The following is a 26,037-nucleotide window of genomic DNA, read 5'->3' as shown; positions in this document are numbered from 1 at the left end:
CCCGTCCACCGATGTCGGCCTGGTCCCGGGCTGAGCCCTGCTCCTCAACGACCGCAGCCACGAACCCCCTGCCGACCACCGGGCGCCGGCGTCGTTGAACCAGAAGTTGTCACCGTGGTTCGGTCTGGAATGCCCGGCGGTAGGCGCCCGGTGTGGTGCCCAGGGTGGTGAGGAAGCGCCTGCGGAGGTTGGTGGAGGAGGAGAGGCCGACACGGCGGGCGACGGCGTCCAAGGGGAGGTCGGAGGACTCCAGTAGGTCCCTGGCTGTGGCGATGCGCTGGGCGAGCAGCCACTGCCCCGGGCTGGTGCCGAGCTGATCGGCGAACCGTCGGGCGAGGGTACGTGTGGAGACGCCCGCGTGCGCGGCCATGCTCTCGGTGGTCACCGGTTCGCCGAGCCTCCCGGTGACCCACTCCAGCAACGGCGCGAGCGTGCCGTCGATCTGTGCGGGGTGCGGCGGCGCCGAGTACTGCAACTGCCCGCCCTCGCGGTGCGGCGGCATGACCATGGTCCGTGCGATGTGCGCGGCGTACCGGGCGCCCTGGTCGCTGCGGACCAGATGCATGCACAGATCGAGGCCGGCCCCGGCGCCGGCACTGGTGGCCACGTCACCGTGGTCCACGTACAGCACGTCCGGGTCGACCTGGATGTGCGGGAAGTGCGTGGCGAGTTCATCCGTCAGCGCCCAGTGGGTGGTCGCCTGCCGTCCGTCGAGCAGACCGGCATGTGCCAGCGCGAAGGCACCGGAGCAGATGCTGACCATCCGCGCTCCGCGGGAGTGCGCGCGGCGCAGCGCCTGGACGACCGGAGGGGAGGGGGACTCCATGGCGGGCAGCCAGCCCGGGACGACCACGGTGTCCGCCCGGTCGAGTGCGTCCAGCCCGTCGGTCACGAGCATGTCGTACCCGGCGCGTGTCGGGACCGGGCCCGGGCGCTCCGCGCACACGCTGAAGGCGTACCGCGTCGGGAGGTCTGGCCGCTCGATGCCGAATATCTGGGCCGCGCAGGCGAGTTCGAAGGTCGATTGCCGTGGTTGGACGAGCGCCGTTACGAGATGCATGGCAGGAAAGTACCGCAGGATGTCTTTCCTGACACTCGGCGGGGCGGCGCTGGGCCGCCAGGCTGGTCCCATGACGACAGAACAGAAAACTCCTGCGTATGTGTGGTCCGCCGTCCAGGGCGCTCCGGTCCGCGAACTCTTCCCCGGTATCCGTCTGCGGCCGCTGTGGAAGGGGGACAACGGCGCGAAGGCTCATGTGTTGGAGATGGACGCGAACACCTGCTGGCAGGGGATCGACGTCCATGAACCGGGGCCCGAGGAGGTCTTCGTGGTCTCCGGCATTTTCAACGACGGCGACCGGGACTACCCGGCCGGCTCCTTTATTCACGCCCCCGCAGGTTCCTCGCACATCCCGCAGTCGACGACGGGCTGCACGCTGTTCCTTTTCTACCCGGAAGGCTAAATCGCCGACGGTTACGTGGTGTTACGTGTTAACCGGCCGTCCGCGGGAAAACGGATGGGCCGCCGCCGGGCTCGGTCACCAGTAGCAGGTGAGACGGCCACCGCTGTGATCATGAGGTGTGCAGAGACACCATGAGCGGCGGTGGCCGTGGCCATGCGGGCGGTAGGCGCCGACCTGGCTGAGGGGCTGGAACGGCCGCCGATGGTGGAAGGCGGCGGAGGGCGGTGCCTGGCCGTACGGGACTGACCGCGGTGCCACTCCGTCACGGGTCATCGTCCCCCTTCGGGAGCCGGCACCGCGAGGGAGCGCGCGGGCTACTGCGGGTCGTCGCCGTCGCCCGGTGCTCCGCGCCGCTTCATCAGCTGCCACCCCAGCACCAGGGCGAGCACGAGCACGGGGATCAGGAAGAACGCGATGCGCTGGCTGGTGTCCGCGAAGAGCATGAGGACGACGACCATGAGCAGGAAGGCGAGGGCGAAGTAGTTGGTCCATGGGGAACACGGCATACGGAAGGCAGGACGCTGCCACTCGCCGCGCAGGGCCTTGGTACGCAGTTTGACCTGGCAGTAGAGCAAGGTCGCCCACGTGGTGATGACGCCGAGCGACGCGACGGCGGTGGCGACGCTGAACGCGTCATCGGGGACGAAGAAGTTGAGGGCCACGCCGCCGACCAGGAAGGTGCCGGTGAACAGCAGCGCACGGTAGGGCACGCGTCTGTGGTTGAGCTTCGTCAGGGCGAGGGGCGCCTGCCCCTTGAACGCCATGGATCGCAGGGTGCGGCCGGTGGAATAGAGGCCGGAGTTGCAGGAGGAGAGCGCGGCGGTGAGGACGACGAGGTTCATCGCGTCGCCGATCCAGGCCACGCCGAGCTGGTCGAAGACCGTGACGAAGGGGCTCTCCGTGCTGGAGTAGGCCGTCCAGGGGAGGATCAGGACCATGAGGAGGACGGAGCCGATGTAGAAGATCGCGATCCGGTAGATCACGGAGTTGATCGCCCGCGGCATGATCTTCTCGGGCTCGGCTGTCTCGCCCGCGGTGATGCCGACCATCTCGATCCCGGAGTACGAGAAGACCACGGTCTGCAGGCTGATCAGGGCCACCGCGAAACCCGCGGGGAACATCCCGCCGAAGTCGCTGATGTTGTGCGTCCCGGAGGTGCCACCACCCACGCCTGCCCCGCTGGCGATGAGCACGATGCCGACGATCAGAAACCCGACCAGGGCGAGCACCTTGAGCATCGCGAACCAGGATTCCAGCTCGCCGAAGAGCCGCGCGGAGATCAGGTTCACGGTGAGCAGGACGACGACCGCGATCAGCGCGGTGATCCACTGCGGGAAGTCCGGAGCCCAGTAGTTGATGTACAGGCCGGCGGCCGTGGTCTCGGCGATGCCGGTCATCACCCAGTTCACCCAGTACATCCAACCGGCGGTGAACCCGGCCCAGCGGCCGATGAACTCATCGGCGTACTCCACGAAGCTGCCCGACGTGGTGCGGTAGAGCACCAGCTCGCCCAGGGCCCGCATGACCAGGAAAGCGACGAGCCCGGCAGCGGCATAGCTGAGGACTACGGCGGGCCCGGCCTTCTGGATGATGCCGCCGGACCCGAGGAAGAGACCCACGCCGATCGCGCCACCGATGGCGATCATACGAACGTGCCGGTTCTGGAGGGACGTTGCGTAGCCCTCGCTGGTCACGTCCGCCGCACCGGGGCTGTCGTCCTCGATGTCACTCCCAGTCGTCGTCATGGGTCCACAGTGCACAGAGCGTGCACGGCGCACACGCCGCTCCGGCGACGGGCGACGACAATGCCCGCTAATGGCGTATCGCGGGGCAAACGCTCAATGGGCGACGTAGCGGAATCTCTCCTGGTACGGCGGTACTGCTGGGCGGCCGGCGGGCGAAAGCGTGCACTGGATCCGCGGGGACACCGCCTCGCGTGGTGAGCGGCGCCGGGCGCGGTGGGAAGCAGGCAGGTCCTCAGCTGAAGCAGCCGCCCGGAAACCACTGGAGAGAGCGATGCGGACACCGATGACCATCACGGACTTCCTCAACCGGGCGGAGCTGGGGTTCTCTTCCAGCACCGGCGTGGTCGACGAGCCGCATCAGCCCGCACCGCCGGTCTCCGACGCCACCTACGGGCGGCTCGGCGACCGGATCCGGGCCTGGCAGGCGGGATTCGACGCGCTCGGCGTCGGAGAGGGCGAACGGGGTGTGGCGGAGTGCCCGTTCGACTTCTACCGGCTCTGGGTGACCGACGCGGCCAAGGCCGCCGAGAACGTCGAGGCGATCACCCGCGACACCGTGGGCGTCGCGGCCTGCCCGGTCGGCTCACTTCCCGTACGGCGTCCCGAAGGGGAGTGAATCCACCGGGCGACGCCGCGCCGGCATCCTCCGCGACTGCCACACGAGCTCTCCCCGGGAGGTTCACCCTGCGCATCCGGTGAGGTTGGCGAGGGCACGCGGACCTGACCGTGGCCAGTGGTCGGCGGAAGCAGGTGGCACACCTGCTTCCGCCGACCACTGTGCCCGCCGCCAGCCGATCTTTTGACTTGTCCCTGAGATGTTTCCTGACCATCGGTACGCACGGGACCCCCGCAGCGGTGACGGGGAACAGCAACAATGCCATCCCCGATGGCCTGCGGAAACGGTGGCCTTGAAGGCACGGTTGTGGGACGCAGGAGACTCGGACCCGGTGCGGTGTCACCGGCAACTCGGGCACAAGCCAGATCGAACGCCACGGGACGGTCAGCTCCTGAAGGGTGGGCAGCGGTCCAACTCGCAGTTGTCGGCAACCTGTTGGGCGTAGCCGCGCAGTCTTTCCGGCTGGGCTGCGGGATCAGAAGCTCGGCCATCGGCGATGTGCAGAGCGGCGAGTACTCACAAGACGTACAGGGTGGGGATCTGCCCGTGGCCGATCCGCATGTTGCGGCGGAGGCCGGGCGATGGCGGTGTTCTGGGGTGATTCATTCATCTCGAGGGCTCAGTTTCGCGAGGACCGTAGCCAAACGGGCCGGGTCCTGGGGGCCCAGGTGCGGGGCTTGTAGGGAGTGCACGTCGAAGCGGTTGTCGGGGGTTGTCGCGTCGGCTTCCTTGATCATGCGGTCCTGGAGGGCGAGCGGCAGGCTGCGGTCCCGGGTGAAGCGGACGTAACTGCGCGGGATACGGCCCCAGGTCGCCGGATCGCCCCGGGCGTCGTCGCGGATGAGCGAGGCCGATTCGTCCGGCTCGAAGGTGTTGAGGGCATTGCGGAAGGCCGCGTCGTCGTAGTCCGCCGCGAAGGCGGCCTTCGCTTTGGCGAGGAAGTCAGGGTCCGCAGAGCGCCAGTTGTTGCGCAGGACTCCCGTGCGGCCGGGGTCTCCCACGCTCGCAATCGTGGGGAGCAGCGTCGATCTGCCCTCCGGGACCAGGAAGCAGTCGAGGATGCTGCGGATGCGGACACAGCAGAACGCCGACAGGTACACCAGCCGATCTATCGCATCGGGAATGTCATTGCCCACGCGGGTGATCGTGGCACCGCCCATGCTGTGCCCGACCAGGACGACCGGCCCCTGGCGTGCCACGCGGCGTACCACACCCGCGACACGGCGGGCGTTGTCCTCCAGGCTTGTCCTGGCCAGAACCGGTGACGGTGCGGTGGCGAACGCCGCCAGATCCTGCGGTGCCTGGTAGGAGAGCGGGAAGTTGCCCTCGGTTCCATGGCCGGGGAGGTCCACCGCCATCGCGCGGTGGCCCGCCGAGGTGAGTGCGGCGATCAAGGGGGCGAAGGCGTAGGCGTTGCTGTTCGCGCCGTGTACGAGGACGAAGGTCGGCCGGTTTGGGGCCGGGCCGGTCTGCCTGCCGGAGCGAGCGCCCAGTACGCCTCCCGCCGCGGCGCCCGCGCCTGTCCCGGTGGCGACTGCCGCGGACCACAGGACACGCCGTCGGCTGATGGCGCGGGCCCGTTCGCGGTTGGCCGGAGCTCCTCCGGAGGAGCCTGCGGGGGCTCCTCCGGAGGACGGGGCATCAGCCCGCTCAGGCATGCGTCCGCCCTTCCGCGCCGCGCCTGGCCAGTGCCCAGCCGAGCAGCGCCGCGCCGACGGCGCCGACCGCCAGGTCGGTCCACTGCGGCAGTCCCGCCTCCCTGAACACGCCCGCCACGCCGAAGCTGGTGTCCCACAGCGCCTCGGTGAGCGCCGAGCCGAAGCCCTGAACGAACAGCACCGCTCCCAGCAACCAGCGGGATCCCTGCCAGCCGGTGCCGCCCTGCTGCCTGCCGTGCCTTGTGGTCATGCCGGTCCCTCCGTAGTCCGTGGTCGCGCACAGGAATCGATACGCTTGTATCGATACGAAAGTATCACATAGGCTTGGCGGCATGCCCAGACACGTGGATTACGACAGTCGGCGACGCCACATCGTGGCGGCGGCCTTCGCCCTCGTCAGCGAGAGAGGCCTGGAGGGGGTGACCATGCGTGACGTCGCAGCGCGGGCCACCGTCTCGGTAGGCGCCGTACAGCGGTGTTTCTCCAGCAAGGAGGAGATGGTGGTCGCCGTTGTGGAGGACATGAACCACCGGGTCACCGAGCGCGTGCAGGCCCGGATCGCCGACTCCGCCGACCCGGACTCGGCCGCGACGATGCTCAGGCACACACTCGGCGGCATCGTGCCGTACGACGACAACAGCCTGGCGGAAAGCCGCGTCTGGCTCGCCTTCACCGCGCTCGCGGCCGTCACGCCCGACCTGGCGGCCGTCCAGCGCAAGCAGTACGAGGGCCTCACGGAACTCGCCGCACTGCTCCTCCGTACAGCACAGGCCTCCGGCCAGATCCGCTCCGACATCGATGCCGACCGGGAAGCGGACGCCCTGATCGCCTTCGCCGACGGACTCACCCTGCAGGTGCTGGTGGGCCGGCACACCACGGACTCGGCCCTGACGGCACTGGACCTGCGCCTGGCCGCGCTCCACGCCGCGAAGTGAGCAGCGCGGAGCTGCGGTGCGGGCACGCGCACGCATCGTCTGCCTGGCGCTGCTCGAACGCCGTCACCGATGTCACCGATGAGAACCCCGCCACCACGAACGCCCGTCGCGTCCCGGCCGCACCCGCCCTTCGGATCTACCGTGACGGCGAGTTGGTCAAGGGGGTGGTCGGTGCGTGGGCAGGGGGCTGATGCGGGAAGTGGTGGATCGCTTCTCGGGCCCGGCCCGGGCTGGTGAACATCACCTGGGCGATCTTTGCGACGGGCTACCGCCCCCGTTCCCTGGCGGATGATGCGCAGAAGCCGTTGCCCCTGCCATGGGTGAAGAGCCTGGCGGCAGGTGGCGGGACAGAACAGGTCCTTCGTGGTGCGTCACCCGGCGCGACGGCGCCGCAGTTCCTCCAGCCACCCGCGTACCGTCTCGTCGTCGTGCATATACGGCTCCCCGGGGCCGGGCCTCAGGTCGATTCCGTACAGGAGGCCCAGGGCCCACCAGGACAGATCGTCCCAATCGAGTTCGTCGTCGGTGTACCAACGCCCGGCCCACCGGTCAGCCGCATCGCGACTCGTACGTCCCTCGAGCACATCGATGAACCACGCCTCGATCTCGTCCAGGTCCGGCTGGTCAGCACCGCTCATGGAGGCAGCGTATGCCCGTATATGCCCGTGAAGGGGTGCCCGCCGTGGAGCGGCTGTGTCACCGCGGTGCGGCGAAGGGGGTGCCTCCCTGCTCCAGGGAAGCCGGGAGCTTGGGGGCGCGTGCCGGGCGTCGGGACGGGGTGAACGCTGCCTGTGGGGGCACTAGCGTGTGGCGAGCCGGTCCAGCAGGGCGGCGCTCTGTGCCAGCAACGCCCGCTCCTCGTCCGTGAGTTCGGCCTCGATGGCCTGCGCGAGCCAACCGGCCCTGCGGCCGCGCTCCGCTTCGAGCGCGGCCCGGCCCGCGTCGGACAGCTCGACCAGCGACTTGCGGCCGTCCGTGGGGTGCGCCCGGCGTGTGATCAGGTTCTGTTCCATGAGCAGCCCCACCGCCCGGGCCATTGACTGGGGGCGTACGCGCTGATCGGCGGCGAGGTCGCTGGTGGTCATGGCGCCGTTGCGGTCGAGTGCACCGAGCACGGCGGCCTGGCCCAGCGGGATGCGGTCCTCGTCTTTGACGCGTCGGGTGAGCTTGCCCATCGCGGTGCGCAGTTCGACGGCGATGGCGGCGGCTTCCGAGGTGGGCATAGGGCACTTTACCCCGTTGGTCAGCACAGCTGTGCATCCAACCTGCACAGCAAAGCTGTACAGCAAAACTGAGCAGTATTGCTGTAGAGTTTGGCTTGTCGGGCTCAGCGCCAGCGTTGTCGCAGCCGGGGCCACGGCACACGACAACGGGAAGGGACTCCCATGTCCGCAAAGGCAGTCGGAACCGTCAACGCTGCCATCGAGACCGTTACCGCCCGCCGGATCATCGACAGTCGGGGCAACCCCACGGTCGAGGTCGACGTCGTCCTGGCGGACGGGTCCCTGGGGCGCGCGGCTGTCCCCTCCGGCGCCTCCACCGGTGCCCGGGAGGCCGTGGAACTGCGCGACCAGGACTCCGCGCGCTGGCACGGCAAGGGCGTCGACCGCGCGGTGGCCCACGTCAACGGGGAGATCGCGACGTCCGTGCACGGCCGGGACGCGGCGGACCAGGCAGGCCTCGACGCCGCGCTGGTCGCCCTCGACGGCACCGCCACGAAGTCCCGGCTCGGCGCCAACGCGATCCTCGGCGTCTCCCTGGCCACCGCCAAGGCCGCCGCGGCGGCCCACCGCCAGCCCCTCTACCGCTACCTCGGCGGCGCCGACGCCCGCCTCCTGCCGCTGCCGATGATGAACATCGTCAACGGCGGCGCCCACGCCGACAATCCGCTGGATTTCCAGGAGTTCATGATCGCGCCCGTGGGCGCGGACACCTTCGCCGAAGCCGTCCGCATGGGCAGCGAGGTCTTCCACACCCTGCGCCGCGATCTGCTGGCCGCCGGGCACTCCACGGGCGTCGGCGACGAGGGTGGCTTCGCGCCCGCGCTGCGTACCGCTGAAGAGGCGCTCGACTTCGTGATGACCGCCATCGAGCGCACCGGCTACCGCCCCGGCACGGACATCGGCCTGGTCATGGACCCGGCGTCGTCGGAGTTCTTCCGCGACGGGGTGTACGACTACGCGGGCGAAGGAGTGCGCCGCACCCCCTCCGAGCACGCCGACTACCTGGCCAAGCTCATCGACGCCTACCCGGTCGTCTCCATCGAGGACCCGATGGCGGAGAACGACCTGGACGGCTGGCGCGAGCTGACCGCCCGCGTCGGCGACCGCTGCCAGCTCACCGGCGACGACGTGTTCTGCACCAACGAGACGCTGCTGCGCGAGGGCATCCGCACCGGCATCGGCAACTCGGTCCTGGTCAAGGTCAATCAGATCGGGACCCTGACCGAGGCGCTGGCCGCGGTGGCCACGGCCCACCAGGCGGGCTGGACCGCTGTCATGTCGCACCGCTCGGGCGAGACGGAGGACACCACCATCGCGGACCTGGCGGTGGCGACCGGCTGCGGTCAGATCAAGACCGGCTCGCTCTCCCGCTCGGACCGCACGGCGAAGTACAACCAACTGATCCGGATCGAAGAGGAGTTGGGCGACTCGGCGCGCTTCGCGGGCCGCTCCGTACTGCGCCGCGCGTGAACAGCGGGCGGAGGTAGGGACCACGCGGGCCCTCGGTTCGACCGGGGGCCCGCTGGCGCGCGGGGGAGACACATCTTCCTGGGCTGTTCACCCTCGTGTGCCCTGCGCCTCCCGGGACCGGCCGTGACCGTCATTCTGGGCAGGCGGCAGAACGAGTACGCGTGTGTGAGATCGACGATGACGAAGGCACGCGGTGACTGCGGATCAATCGCAGGGGCACCGGGCTCGGTGGTAGGTCGGTGGTGACCCGGCGGGCCCAGCCACGAGGGCCTGTGCATCCTGCTCCGCGAGGAAGACGTCACCTTTTCAACGCCTGAAGACCTGGAAGCCCTCCCGCGCGATCCGTACCCATCTGCGTCGTCGCGGCGTCACAGCGGCGATGATCCCGGAATCCTCCGGCCAGATCGCCAACCGCAAGCACCCCGGCTCGGGACGCGGGCGTCCCTCGGCTTCGGCGGCTTGGCGTACGAGCACCGTGACACCGTGGGGCGACGCATCGGCTCAAGCGGTGGCGGCGGCATGGCGATGCGCACCGGCAGGCTCAAGCTCGCCGTCCGCTACCGCGCGGCACTCCACGTCGCAGCGATCCTCCTCTGAGCCCGGCCCTGACGAAAGGCCGGTCACCGCTGCCAGGCAAGCGCCTCGACCGACGCGATGGCCCCTGCCGCCAAAAGCCCGAAGAGCCGGAGAATCTTCGCTCCGGACCAGGCTCGTCGACTGCCTCGCCCATGACGTCGTACATGAAGTGACTCATGTGCCAACTACCTCACGCAGTGATCCACTGGACACGGCCAGGGCCGTCGACTCCTGCTCTGTCGCCCCGAGGCCGGCGACGAGGGGCGCCAACTCGTCGCGTTCCAGCACGATGTCGAAGGTCCGAGACAGGACCTCACCGAGCTGTGCGGGATCGACCTCTTTGCGGACGCTGGTCCCGTCCGGGAAGAACGTGGTCCAGGTGGTGCCGTCGAGCCTGTGGTGCTCGCGCCCGGTGAATCGCTGTGCGAAGAGCCGCTTGACGAACGGGGACCGCGGATGTGTGCCGACGTAGTGGCTGCCGACCGCGTAGTCGACGGGATACTGCGGCACCAAGGAGAAGGTGTGACGGTCGGTCCAGCCGTCCTCGCCGTACTGGAAGAGCCACCAGACGTCGCCGAAGGGTCCGTGTCGGCGCTCGAGGCGGTGCCGCCAGCCGTCGGCCTCCACCTCCGCGCCGTCGGCGACCTCGATGGGTTCCGACGGGCCGCTGCCGAAGCCGATGTCGCACAGCCAGTCGCGGTCGTCGTCGGCGCAGCGCACGATCAGCATGGCGTGGGTGGCCGGGGTCAGCCGGGACGAGCCGAGCGTCACACGCCCGGAGATTCCGGTGACGTCGAAGCCGAGCCGTTCCAGCGCTGCGGCGAACAGCATCGCGTGCTCGAAGCAGTATCCGCCCCTGCGGCGGCGGACGAGTCTGTCCTGTACGGAGGCGACGTCGCTGGAGAGCGGTAGGCCCAGGACCGCGTGGACATTCTCGAAGGGTATGGACGTGGTGTGGGCGCGCTGAATTCGGCGGAGTGTGGTCAGTGTCGCGTCGCGCTCGCCGGTGAATCCGATGCGGTTCAGGTAGGCGTCGAGGTCCAACTCCTCGCCGTGCCAGCCGCGTATGGCGTGATGGTCGTGCATGGCTCGCTCTCTCACATTCTTTCCGTCGCGCTGTGCATGGAACCGGAACGCGACACTCCAGAACGTACGGGACGAGACCCCTCCGGCGCCTCTACGGAAGGGCCCATACCGCCTCCTACCTTGGGCTTAGGGCTGGTCCGCACAGTTTCCGTCCGCCCGGGGAGCGGGGCTGGCAGGGGCCCCGAGCGGTACGTGGGGGAGAGGGCGCGGCTCCAGGCACCGCGCGGCAGACGGCGCTGCGCGCACACGCCCTCGGCCAGGTGTCCGCCGTCGACGTACCGAGCCGCCGCAGTATCAGCGGGCGGGCGACCGGTGTGACGCCGCGCGCAGCGCCTCGGCTGCGGCCACTCCCGTCGATCTCCCTGAGCACACCCCGCTCCGACGCCCTGGTACCGCATACCTGTCGGGGCCGCCGAGTACGTCCTGTCGGCGCGCGACGGGCTTGGGTCGGGCCCGGTCAGCTGATGGCCTGGATCCGCTTCCAGCCCGTGGGGCCGACGACCGTGGCGGGGCCGTCCACCGGGTGACCGGCGGTTCCGGTGCCGCCCTTGTAGTAGAGCAGCGTGCCGCTTCCGTCCGCCGTCGTGGCCCACAGGTCCGTGACGCCGTCGCCGTTCGCGTCTGCCGCACCGGCGATCAGCGGCCGGTTGTGCGGATCCCAGCCGCGCGCTCCGTACAGGGTGCGGTCGCCGAAGGTATGGTCGGAACGGCCGTGGTAGAGCCACACCTTCCCGTCACGGGTGTCCCGTACGAACAGATCGGGCCGGCCGTCGCCGGTGGCGTCGCCGGCCGCGGACAGCGTCATCGGTGCCCAGCCGCCGTCGCCGATCCGGACTCTGGGCTTGAGCTGCGGCCGGTTCTGCGGGTCGCCCGCGTACAGCCACAGCTTGTCCTCGTAACTGGCCACGAGGTCGGGATGGCCGTCGCCGGTGAGATCGCCGACGGCGGCGATCTGTGCGTCGGAGGGCCAGTTCCCGCCGACCTTGATCCGGTCACCGAGCGAGCCGTCACCCGTGTTGGGGTAGACCCACACCTCGCTGCCGATGCGCGCGAGCAGGTCCTCGCGGCCGTCGCCGGTGAAGTCACCGCGGTGCGTGATGGAGGCGCCGGACCAGCCGCCCGTGCCGATGACGCGGTGGCCGCCGGTGACCCCGCCGTCGCCGAGCCCACGGTAGAGCCGCAGCTTGCCGGCGTCGTCCACGGCCACCAAGTCCGGTTTGCCGTCGCCGCTCATGTCACCGGGGACAGGGGCACCGCGCAGCTGGGCGAAGATCGGCGCGTGGTCGGAGTACCCGGTGGGCGGCCCGCTCGTGGGCTCGTTCTCCGACTGGTCCATCCGGGACGTGTCGATGGCACAGGACGCGAACCGGCTGCCCCCAGGGGCCCGGTCGGTGAAGAAGTGGTCCAGCTTGTGCAGGCTGTGCCGTTGCGTCTCCCGCACCCAGCCGTGATACGTGAAGCCGTCGATGCACCGGTCGAAGGAATCGGTCGGCGGCTTCATGTGGGACGCGCCCGCGTTGCGGTTGAAGTCCCCGCCCAGCACGAAGCCGGTGTCGGCGGCCTTGCCCAGATACGCCTTCACGTTTTTGATCTGCTGGGCGGCGCGCTCCGAGTCGCCGACCGCGATGTGCGTGGTGCACAGCCGGGTCGTCCAGCCCTGGACGGACGCGCACAGGACGGGGAGCGTCTGCTTGTCCTTGCCTTCGGGGTCTGCGGGAAGCATGTTCGCTGACGAGCTTTCGGTGATCTTTCCCTTCACCGCCAGGGCGACCCCCAGTTCCCCCTTCAGGGTTCCGCGGCAGTCGGTACGCCCGTCGGGCCGGGCCCCGGAGGCGTGCCGTACGTCCCAGCCGTCGCCCAGCGCGGTGCGCAGCAGCTCCAGATGACTGCCCGGGGCGACGCCGCACACCTCTTGCAGCATGACCACATTGGCCTGCCGCTCATCGACCAGCTGCTTGATCTGCTCGACCTTCTGCTCCGGTTCATTGCGGTACGGGCAGTACCCCTGCTCGCCGCGCTTGCCGCCGGCTTCGCCGCAGATGTTCCACGACACCACCCGCAGCTCGGGCTGCCCAAGGACGCCAGCGGCCGCAGGCGCTGCCGCCTCGACCGCTGCGCCACGGGCAGGAACGGCCGTGGCCGACTGGACGGAGGCAACGGACAGAGCGGCAGCGCCCAGGCCCGCGACCAGGGTGCGGACGAGCCCCGGTATCCGTGAGGGAATTCTCTTCATGGCCCCTTCGCGATCATCAATCACCGCCGGGGTACGACACCGGACCACGCTCACGCGCAAGAGCCGACTTCCCCCGACACCAAGGCGCACTTTGCGCCGATTTGGGATTTTATAGCGCCGCGCTCTTTGAAGGCCGATTCCACCGTGGATGCGGGAGAGGGCCGGATCCCGCACGGAATCTGACGGTCCATCAAGATGCCCTTGGGAGAGCGCCGGAAGGCGACTCCTGGATGGCCCCGGTCACCGGGCTGAGCCTGCTGGCAGCGGCCCCCTGGCGTACGAACTTGACACTGCGGCAGCTCGCCCCGCCGTTCGGGGCATCGCATTGGGCCGCTGACCGCATCATCGGCCACCTCGGGCCGTCACCCGCGCTCCAGCCCCGCAAGCGGTTCCGAGAGGACGCCGTGCTGATCGTCGACCGCGCTCTGGCCTCCACGCGGGATCACACGATCGCCGGGCAGTCGAAGAACTACCGATACTCGACCAGCCGCCAGCTCGTCGTCGGGGCCGCTCCCCGACTCGTCGTCGCCGCCGGTCGGCCGGTCACCGGCAACCGCAACGACTGCACGGCGTGGGAGCTGTCCGGCGCGAAGACCGCCGTCGGCGGATCACGGTGATCGCGGACGGCGGCTTTCGGGGCATCGGCCTGGCCATCTCGCACCGCCGCGAACGCGGCCAGACCGACTGCCTGCTGGGAAGGAGGAGTACAACACCTCCCACCGCAAAGTCCGGGCCCGCGTCGAGCACGTCGCGGGGGATGCTCAGTCGAGACAGAATTCGTTGCCTTCGATGTCCTGCATCGCGATGCAGGACTCATTGTGCTCATCGGCAAGCAGCGTTTGCACGCGCGTCGCGCCAAGCGCGACCAGTCGTGCGCACTCGGCTTCGAGCGTGGCGAGGCGCTCTTCACCCACGAGCCCGGTGCCGACTCGTACGTCGAGATGCACCCGATTCTTGACGACCTTGCCCTCGGGGACGCGCTGGAAGTACAGCCGCGGGCCCACGCCTGACGGATCACTGCAGGCGAACGCCGCGCCCTGCCGCTCCGACGGAAGAGAGCGATCGAAATCGTCCCACGTGGCAAACCCCTCCGGTGGCGGCGGTACGACGTACCCCAACACCTCGCACCAAAAGCGAGCGACGCGCTCGGGGTCTGCGCAGTCGAAGGTGACTTGGAACTGCTTGATCGATGACATCGGCGCACCATAGCAGGGGGGCTCCGGCGCTCATGTCCCGGTGTGCATCCGCATGTTGTCGGGAGGACGGCCCCCGCTGCCGAGGTTCTCGGCTCGGCGTGACGGCGATCTCGGTGGTGGGTGTATCCCGATGGCACGCGGTATCCCGATGGGGCAAGGCTGCCCATTCGGTGTCGCCGCAGCCGTGGCAGCGGCGCTGCTGGTCTCTTCCGGTTGTCAACGTTGCTGCGGCAGGGGGGTGCAGCACTGGACGCAGGTATCGATGATGCGGCGTACCTGGGTGTCGGTGAGGGCGGCGTGGAGGGAGAGGCGCACCAGGGAGCGGTTGCGTGGGGTGGCGGGTGGGAAAAAGACCGAGCCGAAGATGCCTTGCTGTTCGAGGGCGTCGCGCAGGGTGATGGTCTGGCGTTCGTTCCCCGCCACCAGCGCCACGATGTGGCTGCGGGATTCGCGCAGGTCGAGGCCGGCCGTGGTGAGTTCTTCTCGTACGCACGTGGAGATTCCATGCAGGCGAGTGCGGCGCCAGCCGTCTTCGCGTACGACGGCGAGGGTTTCGGCGAGTCCGGCGACGTCGTGGGGCAGGAGGGTGGAGCTGAATACGGCGGGGTGCGAGCGCATCTTGAAGTAGTCGGTGAAGGCTTTGTCGCGGGAGGCGATGAGGCCGGCGCGGCCGGCGAATGCCTTGGAGAGGCTTGCCGTGCGGAAGTGAACTTGGTCGGTCAGGCCGCGAGGGCGGCGGTCATGCCTTCACCGAGGGCGCCGTGGGTGCCCAGGGAGTGCGATTCGTCGACCACGAGCACGCAGCCGCCTCCGCGCGCGGCGTCGGCGGTCTCGGCGAGCGGGCAGACGCTGCCGTCGGTGCTGTAGACGGTAACGATGAGGAGGATTCCAGGGCCGTGGTCTGCGATGCGGCGGCGCAGGTGCGTGATGTCGTTGTGCCGGAAACGGCGCAGAGCGGCCCCGGCGATGCGGGCTCCCTCCCACAGGGACATGTGCGCCAGCATGTCGATGTAAGACCGAGGTGGCAGTGGTTGCCAGGGCTTGCAGCAGGCCGGTGTTGGCGGCCCAGCCGGACTGGCACAGGATGCCCGCGGCCGCTCCCATGTGCTGGGCCAGCTCGTTCTCGATCCGCAGTTGCGGGTGGTCGCCGTGCAGAAAGGCGCCGGACATCAGTGTGCCGCCACCACGGGCGTTGAGCGTGTCGGTCATGGCCTCGACGATGCGCGGGTGCCGGGCCAGCGCGAGGTAGTCGTTACTGGTCAGCACGATCGCATCGGGCCCCGGCGCCATGCCGTGCAGAGCGTGGTGCCCGTCCCAGTCGTCACGAACGCGTCTGGCGTGCTCCTCGATCCCGTTGCGGAAGGCCGAGGGCAGACACGGATGGGCTGTCGTGCTGGTCGTCATGGTGCGGCAGACCTCTGCTGACTGTTCATCAAATTGCTTGTGTGGCAGCCGCATCACAGCAGACGGTCGATCGCTTTTCCTCGTGTGATCACGATCGGGTGATCTTTGTGTCGCGGAAGCGGAAGCCGAGGAGAAGAAACGATGGGTACTGCTACGGGAGTTCTGGACCACAAGCTGGGCCGCGCCTTCGCCATGCTGGATGTGGACGGGGACGGTCAGCTGATCGAGGCCGACCTGCTCGCTCTCGCCGACCGGCTCGACGCCGCGTTCGACATGAGCGGTGCAAAGAAGATCACGCGTCTCAAGAACGCCTTCGCAGAGCTGTGGTCCAAGGATCTGACCGCCATGGACGCCGACGGCGATGGGCTGCTGGACCGCGGCGAGTTCGTCTCCGGCATGCGCAAGGCCGTGGCCAACGACAGGGAAGGGCTGTTGCAGCGCCTGAGCGTGATGGTGGACGCGTGGATGGACATCTGTGACGCCGACGGTAACGGCGTCATCGACGAGGGAGAGTTCCTCACCATGTACACCAAGACGCTGGGCGCCTCGCCCGAAGACCTCAAGGTGGCCTTCGCCAAGCTGGACTTGGACGGCAACGGCACGCTCGACCGCGAGGAGATCCGCCGCGCCACCGAGGAGTACTACACCAGCGAGGACCCGCAGGCCCCGGGCAAAAACTGGCTGTTCGGCGGGCTGGGGCTGTAGCCGCCAGGCGCCGACTGAGCGTGGTGCCCGACCCCGGGGCCGGGCACCACGCACAGGCGAGAGCTGAGCTGGCCCTGTCTGCGCGGGCCGGGGCCGCGTTGGACGATCCCTGTGTGGAAGGGTGAATCTCCGCCGTGGGTAGCTCGGATCGCGGAGCGGACATCCGCCGGCGTGGTTGAGGGAACCGGAGTCCGTCGCCGCCTCCGTGTTGGGGGAGCTGCTGAGGCCCCGCGGTCCTGTCACATCGAGTCTTGGGGTGAAGACATGATCTTGGTTCTGGGAGGAACTGGGCGGGTCGGGCGGCGACTGGTGCGCAAGCTGCGCGAGGGCGGGTACCCGGTGCGGGCCGCGTCCCGTACGGGTGAGGTGCGCTTCGACTGGGAGCAACCGGCCACCTGGGACGCCGCGTTGCAGGGGGCGACGAAAGCCTTCGTGATGGCGCCGAACAGGGTGCCCGATCCCGCCTTCGCGGAGCGTGCGGCCACGCTTGGCGTTGAGCACATCGTGCTGCTGTCGAGCATGGGCATCGAGGCGATGGGCGACGAACGGCTGATGGCCGCTGAACGGGCCGTCGAGACGTCCGGGGCGGCCTGGACGATCCTGCGGCCGGACTCGTTCAACCAGAACTTCGACGAGGGCTTCTTCCGCCAGGCCATCGCGGCCGGCGAACTGGCGATCCCGCTCGGCGACCTGACGCAGGCGTTCGTCGACGCCGACGACATCGCCGCGGTCGCGGCGGCCGCACTGACCACCCCTGGCCATGCCGGTCGTTGCTATGAGGTGACCGGACCGCGCTCCCTCGGATACGCCGAAGCACTCGACATCATCGCGGGCCACGTCGGCCATCCGGTGCGGTACCTGGGGACTGACGAGGACTACTTCGCCGCGCAGGAGGCCCTCGGACAGTCGCGTGCACAGACCGAGCCCGCAGTGGCGGCATTCCGCGCTCTCAGAGACGCGGGCAATCACGCACCGACCGATACGGTCGAGCAGGTGACCGGAAAGAGGCCCCGGACCTTCGAGGACTACGCCGCCGGCGCCGACTGGGCCGCCCTATGAGCCGTCACCTGCCTGCCCAACACCCACCCACGTACTGCTCTTCGTGAGCACAGACCTATCGATGAGCGCGCGCCCGAGGGCACGGAAGGCCTCGTAGATGTCGTCGCGCATCTCCCCGCGGACCTGCGGGCGGCGGAAGCAACCCAGAGAGGCGCGAACGCGCGCTCAAGGCCCCAGCGGATGCATGCGCCGCGCCCTCACACTCGCCGTCTGATCACTGACAGCCGAATGGCCTGGTGTGTCCTGCCAGCCAGGTGTGGTTCGGGGATGCCGACGGAGCCTCCGGGCCTCGGCTGCACCATGGGCTCTGCCGCACCGTGCGGCAGCTCGATGACACCTACCGGTGCCCTGGAGGTGGTGGGGGAGGGGTGCGGGAGGTCTAGGGCCTGTCGTCAAAGTCCCGTCTGCCTGGCGACGCCTGGCACGCACGCTCGCCGCGTTGTCGGGCTCACCCCGGTACACCCAGTACCGGGGCGACCCTCCGCCTTGCGATCGCACTCGCCAGACGCCGCCAGGCCCGCCCTCCGGGCGCACGACGGGACTTTGACGACAGCCCCTAGTGGGGCGGGGAAGTGATCGCTCCGACTGGGGAAGTTGAGTGACCACTCCCGGCACCAACTGCTGAAGCATTGCTTCAGCTGGAACGGTGAGGCGCAGGATCACCCCGCTGACATGGTCAGCAACGGTGCAGGCCGTGCTGTGGCCGGTCTGGCGGATGTGATCAGCTGTATACGGGGAGACACACCGTACTGAACGGGGGAACTGTTATGCGAGACACGCATCGGGACGCGCGCGTCAGCGGACTGGAGCCGACGCGCTGGAACACGCACCTGCGCAGGAAGGCGGCTCTTGTGGGCGCCGTCGCTCTCATGGCCGCTGGTTCGCTGAGCGCTGCCGGAACGGCAACGGCTGACACCGGCGGCCGCACCGAGGCCAGCGGCGGGCCGGGCACGATGGGGACGTGCCCGGACAAGAGGAAGGCCAGCATCGACGGCGGTCACGCCGAGTGGAAAGTCTTCTGCAAGAGCGGCAAGGTCTACGTGAGCGGCTGGGTGAAGGACACCAAGTTGGACGGGGACTGCGTGCGCGTGCGTGCCAAGTTCCCGGAGTCCGGTGACACCGACTACAGCCCGTGGGTGTGCGGCTGGGGCGAAGCGCGATCCTTCGATTTCAGCGGCGGCAGGGGCGACCTGGCTCTTGTCAGGCTGTATACGAACGCGTAGGGCAGCATGGCTGTCGGGTTCGCCCCGCACTTCTGGTGCGGGGCGAACCCGACAGGGCTACCAGCTCAACATCCCTCCGGCTCGGCTGCTTTCCCAAGGGAGCTGCCCCAAAGCCCGGAACGCTCCGTTTTGTCACGACAGGGACTCTGCGAGCCGACGGATCACGGCGGCATGCCCCGCCAGCCGGTCGGCGAACGCCAGCGCGGCCGTGAGGTGCAGGTTACTGATCTCGCCCGAGCCGTCTGGATACACCGCCGGATACCCCGGCCGTAGTCCTCGTCCCGCGCGAACGGCCAATGCGCCAACTGGACCTCCAGGACAAGCTCCGTGCCGCCGCCGTACACCGGCACCGCCAGGCAGGCAGCAGCACCGCAGTGCCGGACAACCACTCCGCCAGCACCTGAGCGAGGGTCTCCCGCGTGATCTCCAACCGCGAAAGATCCTCCCGCGCTTCCTCCAGCCGAACGGCCAACTCCGTGGCTCCGGCGTCAAGTTCGTCCACCGCTGTCGAGGCACGGCCTTCCGGGCTTGGAGCTCTTCCGGCAACGACACCATGGGCCAATCTCCACCCCGCCGCCACGGTAGAAGTACGACGGCACCGACGACAGAAGCTACGCCCAACTGTGATCGGCTGAATGCTGCCTGTCCGCGGGTGGGTGAACGCCAATAGCCTGTGCGACCTTCGCGTTCTGGGGGTCTCGTGAACGGTCTCCGTGCGGTTGTTGTCTGTCTTGTGATCGTGTGTGCCGCGGTGGTGTCGCCACCTGTGATGGTGTCGCCGGCCGCGGCTGTGACGCCGAGCTGGTCGGTGCTGCCGGTGCCGGCGGCGGCCCCGCCGGTGACCGTGAAGGATCTCGCCGCCCGCGGGCCGCGCGAGGCGTGGGCGACCGGGTACGAGCACACCACCGATGGACTGCGGCCGATGTTGTACCGGTGGAACGGCACGGCGTGGAGCCGGGACACCACCTTCCCCGGCGCCGGTGAGCTGGGCTGGCTGGGCAAGGTGCAGTTCGTCGGCGAGGAAGTGTGGATCTTCCACAACCGCGGGGGTGCGGGGGAGATCCTGCGACGGTCGGCGGGAGGGTGGAGTGCCGTGCCGCTGCCGCAGACCCTGAGCGTCTACCAGGACTTCACGGCGGTACCGGGTGGCGCGTGGGTGGTCGGTGAGGACGACACCGGGCTGAAGGTGTTGCACTACGACGGTTCCCGCTGGACCACTCAGTCCACCCCGGACGGTGTGTATTACGTGATGGGGATCACCGCGCGTACCGCCACCGACGTCTGGGCTTGGGCGGACGCCAGCACCGGGTCCGCCATCCTGCGCTGGGACGGCACGGGGTGGCGGGACGCGAAGGTGCCGCTGCCGCCGAACAGCAACGTGCACACGGTGCTGCTCGAACGGTCCGGCCGGGTCTCGCTCGGCGGCAGCCAGTACACCGACGGCGTGACTCGTACCTACCTGATGACCTTCAACGGGCGCTCCTGGCGCACCACTTACCCATCGCTGGGCGCCACCCACACCGAGGGTATGGTGCGCGGTCCGGACGGCGCGCTGTGGCTGCCGGTGCGCAGCGACCGTGCGTTCCAGTCGAAGTACGCACGGGTGGGCGGCTCCCGTACGACCTTCTCCTACGGCCCGGAGCGCACGAACGCGATCGACGTGAAACCGCGTCTGCTGGCGAGGTCCGGGTTCTCGCTGCTGTCCTTCGGGACCGTCGAGATCTACGGCTCGAAACCGAACCTGATGAGCGAGCGGCTGGGAGGCTGACCATGGCACGCAGACTTCTCGTCGCGGCCCTCGCTGTCGCCATGACCATCGTGACCCTCATGACCTCGGCCGCGGCGGAAACCCAGTCCTGGCAACGCGTTCCCCTCCCGGCACAGGTACGCCCGCAGGCCGGGCTGAACGAGGCCGTGGCGCTCACACCGGACCGGGCGTGGGCGGTGGGTGCCGACGCCGTCGGCCGCGAGGCGCCGGGTTTCCCGCTGGTGCTGCGCTGGGACGGAACCGCGTGGCAGCGCCAGCGTCTGCCCGGGGTCGGCTGGCAGGGAGAACTGCTGTCCATTGCCGCGACCTCACCGACCGCACTCTGGGCGCTGGGCCGCGACTCGGCGCGCGGCGCCCGCCTGCTCCGCTTCGACGGCACCGCCTGGCGCGAGAGCCGGCCGCCGCGCGGAGTCCGGCTGGACAAAGTCGTCGCCGGCGGCGGTGAGACCTGGCTGATCGGTTCGCGGGACGGTGCACAGGTGCTGCTGCGCTGGGACGGGCGCGGCTGGCGGGACATGCCGGTGCCGCCGGGATCGGTGTACGGCCTGCACGTCCTGGCGGCCGACGATGTCTGGGCCGCGGGCGCCACCAACTCGGGTGCGGCTGTGTCGCACTGGGACGGGCAGGCGTGGCAGCAGACGATCGTCAACGGGTTCCCGCGGTCGGCGGTGGGCAGTGTGCTGGCGGTCTCGCCGACGGAGGTGTGGGCGGGTGGCACGGCCGGTTTTATCGGCGGCCCGCCGGGCCGGCCGATTCCGCCCCTGCTGGTCCGTTTCGACGGGCAGGCGTGGAGCCGGGTCACCATGCCTGCCACCTTCGGGTCGGTCACCTCACTGACGCCCGCCGCGTCCGGCGGGCTGGCCTGGGTCGCGGTGTCGGGCTCGATGAAGTGGGGCCCGCCGGGCAGCAATCCGCCGCTTGTCCCCGGGCCTGCTTTCCTTGCCTGGAACGGACAGTCGTTCACCGAGCACTACGAACCGGCGGTGGCCGGAGAGGGCCTCTCCTCGGTGGTGAGGCTGGCTCCGGTGCCGGGCACGGGGACGGTGTGGTCGGTCGGCCGGGCCGGCGGTCCCGAGGGCACCTTCGCCCCGCGCATCCTGCGGTTCGGCTGAGACGACGAACGGGGCTCCGTCGGCAAAGTACGCAGCCACATACCGGACTTTCTCCTGGTACTGCGCTCGGGGACCGTGCACATCGTCAACATCTAGTCGGCTCTAGGTTCCGCGATTTCGCGAGCACTTCCGCGTGATCATGAGCATCGGTCGAGCATTTCCGCATGATCAGGCACAACACCCCCACGGCGTCGATTCGGTATGCCGACGGGGCGACTCGCGAAGTCCCTTTCAACCTGCTGCGGTTGAGGGACTTCGACGGGTCAGAGCCCTGGCGCCGGGTTCGTTCGGTACACGGGACGGCGCACTACTCGGGCGACTACGCCTCGGCGACGACGGGCTGCCAGGTCGTCCACGAGAGCCGCCCGGGGCCGGCCCGCCTACTGCTGCCGATTTCGATCCGTCAGGGTGCGGCATCTGCGCCCAGCCCTGGCGCGTGGCGGCGCGGATCGACGGCAAGGCACGCAGCCACGTTCCGGACCACGACGCCGTGATCGCCGCACTCACACTGCCGTACGGCAACGGCCTGACCGAGGGCGTCAACACCAAGACTCGAATGGACCGCATGTCAGATGAGCGGCCGAGTGGCATTGAATGCGCACCAGGGCCGTCAAATTGACAGTCCCGTCCGAGACAGCAGGCCCAAGGCGAGAAAAGTACCTCGCTCAGATCGATAAGTGACATGACATCAGAATCCACGATGCATACGTTGGTTCCGCCGCACGAATACCACTCTCGCGCCATGGACACCTAAGCGGCCACAAGTATCCTCGGGAGCTTCCAGTGAGAAGTGCAAGAATTGCGCTGTGCGCTCTGCTCATCACCGGGGCCGCAGTCCTCTCGCCGACCACCGCTTCGGCGAACTCGTCGGCGCCGTCGGCAACCCGGAGCGCGTTCGCCCTGTCCAGCACCGCATTCGCCGACGGCGGCGTCATCCCCAAGGTCCACGAGTGCACCAGCGGCGGAGGAAGCGACCCCGCCAAGAGGAACGAATCCCCTCCCTTGGTCTGGTCGGGTGCTCCGACCGCCGCCAAGAGCTACGCCATCGTCATGCGCGATCTCGACAACTCCAACCTCATCCACTGGGTCATCTACGACATCCCCGCGAGCGCGACCTCGCTCCCCCAGAACGTCGACCATGCATACCGGCCCTCGACCCCGGCGGGAGCCAGGCAGGTCTACTACCGTGGCAGCGCAAACCTCTACGGCTACCAGGGACCGTGCTCGCCCTCGACGGTGAACACCTACGAGTTCGTCGTCCACGCGCTGAACCAGGCATCGCTGACCAACCTGAACTCCAGCTCATCGCCCCGGACCGCCGCCCGGGAGATCGTCGCGGCGACGATCGGCTCGGCCAGGATCACCGGCGAGTCATAGCGTTGCCGCGCCGGCCTACGCGCCACCCTGCCGTTCCGCCTCCCCATCCGCCCGGCGGGCAACCCGCCGTAAGGCCAGCACTGAACCAACGCACCATCCACGACACCCTGCTGTCCCCGCGCCTGAAAGGCCGATGACGGCAGGCGCTGCTCAGAGCGACCGCCGAGGAAACCCCATCGGGACAATCTGCTCATGATCCGCAGCCACAAGCTGTGCTCATCACACGCGGAAATCGCCCTTTCAGCAGGAGCCCGTGATGACGAAACGGCGGTCCCTACACTGGCCTCGCGCCTGCAAGACCCCAAGGTCGCGCAGGCGCTGGCCTGGCCGGGGCAGCTGATCGAGTGCCACAGCTGGGGGTACGAGCTCGCAAGCCGCGGCTCCCGCGCTCACCGAAGAAGGGGTGCGCCAGCGGGCGGCGAAACTGCCCGGGGTGCTCTGGCCGTCCTGGATACTGCGGCTGGTGCCGGCCAAGGCCCGCACCAGCCGTGCATCGGTGGCTTCGGCGGCGACCAGACCATGACCGGCCTTCACCCGGACAACCGTCGGGTCCGCCCCACCGGGCGCATGATCTTCTACCACCTCAGCGAACTCACCCTGAGGATCGGCAGCGTCACCGACCCACCAACCGTCCAGATAACCCGCGGCGTCCAACTCCACCTCTTCGATCTCCTCGGCACCGACATCACACGAACCCGCCGGCCACAGACCTGAATCGGTGACCCGCGAAGTCCGGGTCTAGAGGCTGGTGAGCCCGAGCCCGAGCCCGAGCCCGAGCCCGAGCCCCGAGGCGGGGACGGGGTACGTACCGCGTCTACGACGAGGCCGTCGTGCGCGACGCCCGGCCGACGCACCAACTCAGGCTGGGCGGCTGCCTGCTGGAGTGGATCGCCTCACTGCTCGCCCAGGCGCGGGCGGCGGGTGGGCCGGAGCTGCTGGGAGCCGCCCTGTGCGACTGGCACGGCTGGCTGTCCGCTCCACCCGCCTGCCCTTCGTCCCGCACGACGAGTGGCTCATGCGGTCCGTTCGACTCGGGTGAAGAAGTTGATCATCGCTTGGGGTGTGGGGTGGTGGGCGACTTCGGCGGCGGCTGCGGCGCTGCGGGGGAACAGCGCTTGTTCGTATGTGGCTAGGGCGGTCTCGATGTCGTCGGGGTGTGCGGCGAGGGCCTGGCCGAGTTCGGCGCCGTCCTGCATGGCCAGGTTGGCGCCTTCGCCGTTGGGGGTCGAGAGGTGGGCGGCGTCGCCGAGGAGGGTCACGCCCGGCACCCGGTCCCAGCGGTGCCCGATGGGCAGGGCGTGGAGGGGGCGCAGGACCGGTGCGGTCTCGCCGGCAGTGATCAGGGCGGTGAGTTCCGGTGCCCAGCCGCCGTACTCCTGCGCGATCCGCGCGGTGGCTGCGGCGGCATCGGTGAAATCGATGGTGTCGAACCAGTCCTGTGGCTTGGTCAGTGTGATGTAGGCGTGGAGGGTTCCGCCCTTCTCGCGGTGAGCCACGAGCCACTTCCCGTTGCCGTCCGGGTCGAACGCGACGAGTGTCCCGCCGCCGACCGCTTTCGCGGTGGCCGGGTGGCGGGTGTCGGCGTCGTACAGGGAGGTCTCGACGAAGGACCGGCCGATGTATTCGGGTGTGGCGTGGGAGAGCAGCGGTCGGACTTGTGACCACGCGCCGTCCGCGCCGACCAGCAGGCTCGTTTCGGCGGTGGTGCCGCCTGCGAAGGTCACCTCGTGGCGGCCTGCGGCGAGGGCGCGGACCCCGGTGGCCTTGTGTCCCCACCGGACGGTGCCGGCGGGGAGTGCGTCGAGCAGGATCTGCCGCAGCTCGCCGCGCTGTACCTCGGGGCTTGTGCCCGTGCCGTCGTCGGCCTTGTCGAAAAGGACGGTTCCGCGACGGTCGAGGAGCCGTATCGCTTGGCGGCCCTCCAGGACGATGTCGCGGAACGCGTTCATCAAGTCGGCCGCCTGGAGGGCGAGTTGGCCGGTGCGGTCATGGATGTCGAGCATCCCGCCCTGCGAACGCGCCGTCGGGGAGGGCTCGGCCTCGTAGACCGCGACCGGGATGCCGTGGAGGTGCAGGACGCGGGCCAGGACGAGGCCGCCGAGTCCGGCGCCGATGATCGTGACAGGAGTGCGCATGGGGCTCCTTGCGTGTCGCGCACCTGCCGGGTGCGCCCCGGCAGGATCTTGGGAAGGAATTCAGCTCGCCGGGCCGTGCAACCGTGCAGGAGACGGCTCAGACGACCAGGACCCGGCGCCCGCGTGTGTGGCCGGCCTGGCTGTCGATGTGCGCGGCCGCGGCTTCGGCGAGCGGGTACGACTTCTCGACCGGGATGTGGAGCTTTCCCCGAGAGATGAGGCTGACGGCCTCGGCCAGGGCTTGCGGTACGTTCCCGGTCACGCCGGAGTAGTGGGCACCGAGCTGCGGCGCACCGAGATCGGCGATGGAGACCACCGTGCGCGGGTCCCCGGTCAGCTCGGCGAGCTCGCGAATCACGCCCGAGCCGGCCAGATCGAGCGCCGCGTCGACCTGGCCGAGCTGTCGTACCCGCTCGACCCAGCCCTCGCCGTACGGTGTGGCGAGGGCACCCAGGCTGCGCAGATAGTCCTGGTTCGCGGCACTGGCCGTGCCGATCACGGTGATGCCACGGTCGCGGGCGATCTGCAGCACTGCCGATCCGACGCCCCCGGACGCGCCGCTGACCAGCAGTGTCTGCCCGGGCCGCACACCGACCTCGCGGATGATGCGCAGCGCGGTCTCCACCACGGAGGGGTACCCGGCAGCTTCTTCGAAGCCCAGCCCCTCGGGCATACGGGCCCAGGACGACAGCACGGCGAACTCGGCATAGGTGCTCGAGCCTCGCCCGAACACGCGGTCGCCGGCCTCGACCCCGTCGACGCCCTCGCCGACCTCGTCCACCACCCCGGAAGCGTCCTGTCCGACGCCGGCGGGCAACTCGATCGGACGGACCTTCTGGAACTGGCCTTCACGGATCCTCCAGTCGACGGGATTCACGCCCGCCGCCCGCACGGCGATGCGTATCTGGCCGGGGCCCGCGTGGGGCTTCTCGGCGTCGGTGAGGTGCAGAACGTCCGGGCCGCCGAATTCGGCGAAGCTCACTGTCTTCATGCGGCCGACCGTAACACTAACGGTTAGCGTTTCGAAACGGTTGCGGATTTGTATTTGGTAGT

23 protein-coding genes and 4 pseudogenes are annotated in these 26,037 nt (G+C 69.2%); 14 read left to right on the top strand and 13 right to left on the bottom strand.

The features are described from left to right. Positions 1 to 109: 109 nt before the first annotated feature. Positions 110 to 1,060 carry a helix-turn-helix domain-containing protein gene (locus tag AC4IJH_RS06920; RefSeq protein ID WP_490850638.1) on the bottom strand — a complete coding sequence of 317 codons (951 nt, stop codon included), beginning with the start codon at positions 1,058 to 1,060 and terminating at the stop codon, positions 110 to 112. A 70-nt stretch (positions 1,061 to 1,130) separates the two neighbouring features. Here AC4IJH_RS06920 and AC4IJH_RS06915 point away from each other — a divergent pair, with 70 nt between their 5' ends. Further along, positions 1,131 to 1,463 carry a cupin domain-containing protein gene (locus tag AC4IJH_RS06915; RefSeq protein WP_490850637.1) on the top strand — a complete coding sequence of 111 codons (333 nt, stop codon included), beginning with the start codon at positions 1,131 to 1,133 and terminating at the stop codon, positions 1,461 to 1,463. Positions 1,464 to 1,777: 314 nt separating this feature from the next. Here the strand turns inward: AC4IJH_RS06915 and AC4IJH_RS06910 are convergent, their stop codons facing one another. After that, positions 1,778 to 3,208 (bottom strand): amino acid permease, encoded by a 1,431-nt coding sequence (locus AC4IJH_RS06910; protein ID WP_490850636.1) that lies wholly within the window; start codon positions 3,206 to 3,208, stop codon positions 1,778 to 1,780. 271 nt (positions 3,209 to 3,479) lie between these two features. On the opposite strand from AC4IJH_RS06910, the pseudogene AC4IJH_RS06905 reads away from it, so the two are divergent. Next, a pseudogene (locus AC4IJH_RS06905) lies at positions 3,480 to 3,671 on the top strand (AMP-dependent synthetase); the annotation flags it as partial. Between the two features lie 755 nt (positions 3,672 to 4,426). Here AC4IJH_RS06905 and AC4IJH_RS06900 read toward each other — a convergent pair. Both AC4IJH_RS06900 and AC4IJH_RS06895 read right to left on the bottom strand, forming a co-directional pair. Continuing rightward, on the bottom strand, positions 4,427 to 5,482 hold the full coding sequence (locus AC4IJH_RS06900; RefSeq protein ID WP_490850635.1) for an alpha/beta hydrolase: 1,056 nt from the start codon (positions 5,480 to 5,482) through the stop codon (positions 4,427 to 4,429). Continuing rightward, positions 5,475 to 5,732, bottom strand: coding sequence for a hypothetical protein (locus AC4IJH_RS06895; protein WP_490850634.1), 258 nt, complete (start codon positions 5,730 to 5,732; stop codon positions 5,475 to 5,477). Before AC4IJH_RS06895 ends, AC4IJH_RS06900 begins: the two co-directional genes overlap by 8 nt. A gap of 82 nt (positions 5,733 to 5,814) precedes the next feature. On the opposite strand from AC4IJH_RS06895, the gene AC4IJH_RS06890 reads away from it, so the two are divergent. Further along, positions 5,815 to 6,417: a TetR/AcrR family transcriptional regulator gene (locus AC4IJH_RS06890; protein ID WP_490850633.1), complete on the top strand. Its 603-nt coding sequence runs from the start codon at positions 5,815 to 5,817 to the stop codon at positions 6,415 to 6,417. A gap of 371 nt (positions 6,418 to 6,788) precedes the next feature. Here AC4IJH_RS06890 and AC4IJH_RS06885 read toward each other — a convergent pair whose 3' ends face one another. Both AC4IJH_RS06885 and AC4IJH_RS06880 read right to left on the bottom strand, forming a co-directional pair. Further along, complete coding sequence (locus AC4IJH_RS06885; protein WP_490850632.1) at positions 6,789 to 7,055, bottom strand: hypothetical protein; 267 nt, start codon at positions 7,053 to 7,055, stop codon at positions 6,789 to 6,791. A 162-nt stretch (positions 7,056 to 7,217) separates the two neighbouring features. After that, positions 7,218 to 7,640 carry a MarR family winged helix-turn-helix transcriptional regulator gene (locus AC4IJH_RS06880; protein WP_490850631.1) on the bottom strand — a complete coding sequence of 141 codons (423 nt, stop codon included), beginning with the start codon at positions 7,638 to 7,640 and terminating at the stop codon, positions 7,218 to 7,220. A 162-nt stretch (positions 7,641 to 7,802) separates the two neighbouring features. Here AC4IJH_RS06880 and eno point away from each other — a divergent pair, with 162 nt between their 5' ends. Next, complete coding sequence (gene eno / locus AC4IJH_RS06875) at positions 7,803 to 9,110, top strand: phosphopyruvate hydratase (RefSeq protein ID WP_490850630.1); 1,308 nt, start codon at positions 7,803 to 7,805, stop codon at positions 9,108 to 9,110. Positions 9,111 to 9,860: 750 nt separating this feature from the next. On the opposite strand, the gene AC4IJH_RS06870 is transcribed toward eno, so the two are convergent. Then, positions 9,861 to 10,772: an arylamine N-acetyltransferase family protein gene (locus tag AC4IJH_RS06870; RefSeq protein ID WP_490850629.1), complete on the bottom strand. Its 912-nt coding sequence runs from the start codon at positions 10,770 to 10,772 to the stop codon at positions 9,861 to 9,863. A gap of 457 nt (positions 10,773 to 11,229) precedes the next feature. Then, positions 11,230 to 13,005, bottom strand: a complete 1,776-nt coding sequence (locus AC4IJH_RS06865; RefSeq protein ID WP_490850628.1) for an FG-GAP-like repeat-containing protein — start codon at positions 13,003 to 13,005, stop codon at positions 11,230 to 11,232. Positions 13,006 to 13,223: 218 nt separating this feature from the next. Between AC4IJH_RS06865 and AC4IJH_RS06860 the strand changes: the two are divergent. After that, a pseudogene (locus tag AC4IJH_RS06860) lies at positions 13,224 to 13,755 on the top strand (transposase); the annotation flags it as partial. A gap of 11 nt (positions 13,756 to 13,766) precedes the next feature. On the opposite strand, the gene AC4IJH_RS06855 reads toward AC4IJH_RS06860, so the two are convergent. The 3 genes from AC4IJH_RS06855 to AC4IJH_RS06845 form a co-directional block, all read right to left on the bottom strand. Further along, on the bottom strand, positions 13,767 to 14,201 hold the full coding sequence (locus AC4IJH_RS06855; protein ID WP_490850627.1) for a VOC family protein: 435 nt from the start codon (positions 14,199 to 14,201) through the stop codon (positions 13,767 to 13,769). Between the two features lie 216 nt (positions 14,202 to 14,417). Further along, positions 14,418 to 14,924, bottom strand: coding sequence for an aminotransferase class I/II-fold pyridoxal phosphate-dependent enzyme (locus AC4IJH_RS06850; RefSeq protein WP_490850669.1), 507 nt, complete (start codon positions 14,922 to 14,924; stop codon positions 14,418 to 14,420). Continuing rightward, on the bottom strand, positions 14,921 to 15,205 hold the full coding sequence (locus AC4IJH_RS06845) for an aminotransferase class I/II-fold pyridoxal phosphate-dependent enzyme (RefSeq protein WP_490850626.1): 285 nt from the start codon (positions 15,203 to 15,205) through the stop codon (positions 14,921 to 14,923). The genes AC4IJH_RS06850 and AC4IJH_RS06845 overlap by 4 nt, the downstream gene beginning before the upstream one ends. Before the next feature lie 541 nt (positions 15,206 to 15,746). Between AC4IJH_RS06845 and AC4IJH_RS06840 the strand changes: the two genes are divergently transcribed. The 9 genes and pseudogenes from AC4IJH_RS06840 to AC4IJH_RS06800 form a co-directional block, all read left to right on the top strand. Further along, positions 15,747 to 16,310, top strand: a complete 564-nt coding sequence (locus AC4IJH_RS06840) for an EF-hand domain-containing protein (RefSeq protein WP_490850625.1) — start codon at positions 15,747 to 15,749, stop codon at positions 16,308 to 16,310. 264 nt (positions 16,311 to 16,574) lie between these two features. Further along, entirely contained in the window at positions 16,575 to 17,369 is a 795-nt protein-coding gene (locus tag AC4IJH_RS06835) for an NAD(P)H-binding protein (protein WP_490850624.1), read from the top strand. A 767-nt stretch (positions 17,370 to 18,136) separates the two neighbouring features. After that, positions 18,137 to 18,592, top strand: coding sequence for a hypothetical protein (locus tag AC4IJH_RS06830; protein WP_490850623.1), 456 nt, complete (start codon positions 18,137 to 18,139; stop codon positions 18,590 to 18,592). A gap of 700 nt (positions 18,593 to 19,292) precedes the next feature. Beyond that, complete coding sequence (locus tag AC4IJH_RS06825) at positions 19,293 to 20,360, top strand: hypothetical protein (RefSeq protein ID WP_490850622.1); 1,068 nt, start codon at positions 19,293 to 19,295, stop codon at positions 20,358 to 20,360. A 2-nt stretch (positions 20,361 to 20,362) separates the two neighbouring features. Then, positions 20,363 to 21,472 carry a hypothetical protein gene (locus AC4IJH_RS06820; RefSeq protein WP_490850621.1) on the top strand — a complete coding sequence of 370 codons (1,110 nt, stop codon included), beginning with the start codon at positions 20,363 to 20,365 and terminating at the stop codon, positions 21,470 to 21,472. A 478-nt stretch (positions 21,473 to 21,950) separates the two neighbouring features. Beyond that, a pseudogene (locus AC4IJH_RS06815) lies at positions 21,951 to 22,149 on the top strand (hypothetical protein); the annotation flags it as partial. Between the two features lie 106 nt (positions 22,150 to 22,255). Continuing rightward, positions 22,256 to 22,849: a YbhB/YbcL family Raf kinase inhibitor-like protein gene (locus AC4IJH_RS06810; RefSeq protein WP_490850620.1), complete on the top strand. Its 594-nt coding sequence runs from the start codon at positions 22,256 to 22,258 to the stop codon at positions 22,847 to 22,849. Between the two features lie 192 nt (positions 22,850 to 23,041). Continuing rightward, entirely contained in the window at positions 23,042 to 23,563 is a 522-nt protein-coding gene (locus AC4IJH_RS06805; protein WP_490850619.1) for a hypothetical protein, read from the top strand. 53 nt (positions 23,564 to 23,616) lie between these two features. Further along, a pseudogene (locus AC4IJH_RS06800) lies at positions 23,617 to 23,826 on the top strand (MerR family transcriptional regulator); the annotation flags it as partial. A gap of 36 nt (positions 23,827 to 23,862) precedes the next feature. Here AC4IJH_RS06800 and AC4IJH_RS06795 read toward each other — a convergent pair. Both AC4IJH_RS06795 and AC4IJH_RS06790 read right to left on the bottom strand, forming a co-directional pair. Next, positions 23,863 to 24,984 (bottom strand): FAD-dependent oxidoreductase, encoded by a 1,122-nt coding sequence (locus AC4IJH_RS06795; RefSeq protein WP_490850618.1) that lies wholly within the window; start codon positions 24,982 to 24,984, stop codon positions 23,863 to 23,865. Between the two features lie 97 nt (positions 24,985 to 25,081). Then, the gene (locus AC4IJH_RS06790; protein WP_490850617.1) at positions 25,082 to 25,975 is read right to left on the bottom strand and encodes an NADP-dependent oxidoreductase; all 894 of its coding nucleotides are present in this window, start codon (positions 25,973 to 25,975) and stop codon (positions 25,082 to 25,084) included. Between the last annotated feature and the right edge of the window lie 62 nt (positions 25,976 to 26,037).

It is taken from the genome of Streptomyces sp. UF-297 (assembly GCF_058245575.1).
Note: the sequence above shows the minus strand (reverse complement) of the source record. Positions and strands in the feature narration are given on the sequence as shown.

What these genes read in the sequence shown, in the direction of transcription:
- AC4IJH_RS06920 (WP_490850638.1), bottom strand. Translation starts at nt 1,060, where the DNA reads ATGCATCTCGTAACGGCGCTCGTCCAACCACGGCAATCGACCTTCGAA.
- AC4IJH_RS06915 (WP_490850637.1), top strand. Translation starts at nt 1,131, where the DNA reads ATGACGACAGAACAGAAAACTCCTGCGTATGTGTGGTCCGCCGTCCAG.
- AC4IJH_RS06910 (WP_490850636.1), bottom strand. Translation starts at nt 3,208, where the DNA reads ATGACGACGACTGGGAGTGACATCGAGGACGACAGCCCCGGTGCGGCG.
- AC4IJH_RS06900 (WP_490850635.1), bottom strand. Translation starts at nt 5,482, where the DNA reads ATGCCTGAGCGGGCTGATGCCCCGTCCTCCGGAGGAGCCCCCGCAGGC.
- AC4IJH_RS06895 (WP_490850634.1), bottom strand. Translation starts at nt 5,732, where the DNA reads ATGACCACAAGGCACGGCAGGCAGCAGGGCGGCACCGGCTGGCAGGGA.
- AC4IJH_RS06890 (WP_490850633.1), top strand. Translation starts at nt 5,815, where the DNA reads ATGCCCAGACACGTGGATTACGACAGTCGGCGACGCCACATCGTGGCG.
- AC4IJH_RS06885 (WP_490850632.1), bottom strand. Translation starts at nt 7,055, where the DNA reads ATGAGCGGTGCTGACCAGCCGGACCTGGACGAGATCGAGGCGTGGTTC.
- AC4IJH_RS06880 (WP_490850631.1), bottom strand. Translation starts at nt 7,640, where the DNA reads ATGCCCACCTCGGAAGCCGCCGCCATCGCCGTCGAACTGCGCACCGCG.
- eno (WP_490850630.1), top strand. Translation starts at nt 7,803, where the DNA reads ATGTCCGCAAAGGCAGTCGGAACCGTCAACGCTGCCATCGAGACCGTT.
- AC4IJH_RS06870 (WP_490850629.1), bottom strand. Translation starts at nt 10,772, where the DNA reads ATGCACGACCATCACGCCATACGCGGCTGGCACGGCGAGGAGTTGGAC.
- AC4IJH_RS06865 (WP_490850628.1), bottom strand. Translation starts at nt 13,005, where the DNA reads ATGAAGAGAATTCCCTCACGGATACCGGGGCTCGTCCGCACCCTGGTC.
- AC4IJH_RS06855 (WP_490850627.1), bottom strand. Translation starts at nt 14,201, where the DNA reads ATGTCATCGATCAAGCAGTTCCAAGTCACCTTCGACTGCGCAGACCCC.
- AC4IJH_RS06845 (WP_490850626.1), bottom strand. Translation starts at nt 15,205, where the DNA reads ATGCTGGCGCACATGTCCCTGTGGGAGGGAGCCCGCATCGCCGGGGCC.
- AC4IJH_RS06840 (WP_490850625.1), top strand. Translation starts at nt 15,747, where the DNA reads ATGGGTACTGCTACGGGAGTTCTGGACCACAAGCTGGGCCGCGCCTTC.
- AC4IJH_RS06835 (WP_490850624.1), top strand. Translation starts at nt 16,575, where the DNA reads ATGATCTTGGTTCTGGGAGGAACTGGGCGGGTCGGGCGGCGACTGGTG.
- AC4IJH_RS06830 (WP_490850623.1), top strand. Translation starts at nt 18,137, where the DNA reads ATGCGAGACACGCATCGGGACGCGCGCGTCAGCGGACTGGAGCCGACG.
- AC4IJH_RS06820 (WP_490850621.1), top strand. Translation starts at nt 20,363, where the DNA reads ATGGCACGCAGACTTCTCGTCGCGGCCCTCGCTGTCGCCATGACCATC.
- AC4IJH_RS06805 (WP_490850619.1), top strand. Translation starts at nt 23,042, where the DNA reads ATGATCCGCAGCCACAAGCTGTGCTCATCACACGCGGAAATCGCCCTT.
- AC4IJH_RS06795 (WP_490850618.1), bottom strand. Translation starts at nt 24,984, where the DNA reads ATGCGCACTCCTGTCACGATCATCGGCGCCGGACTCGGCGGCCTCGTC.
- AC4IJH_RS06790 (WP_490850617.1), bottom strand. Translation starts at nt 25,975, where the DNA reads ATGAAGACAGTGAGCTTCGCCGAATTCGGCGGCCCGGACGTTCTGCAC.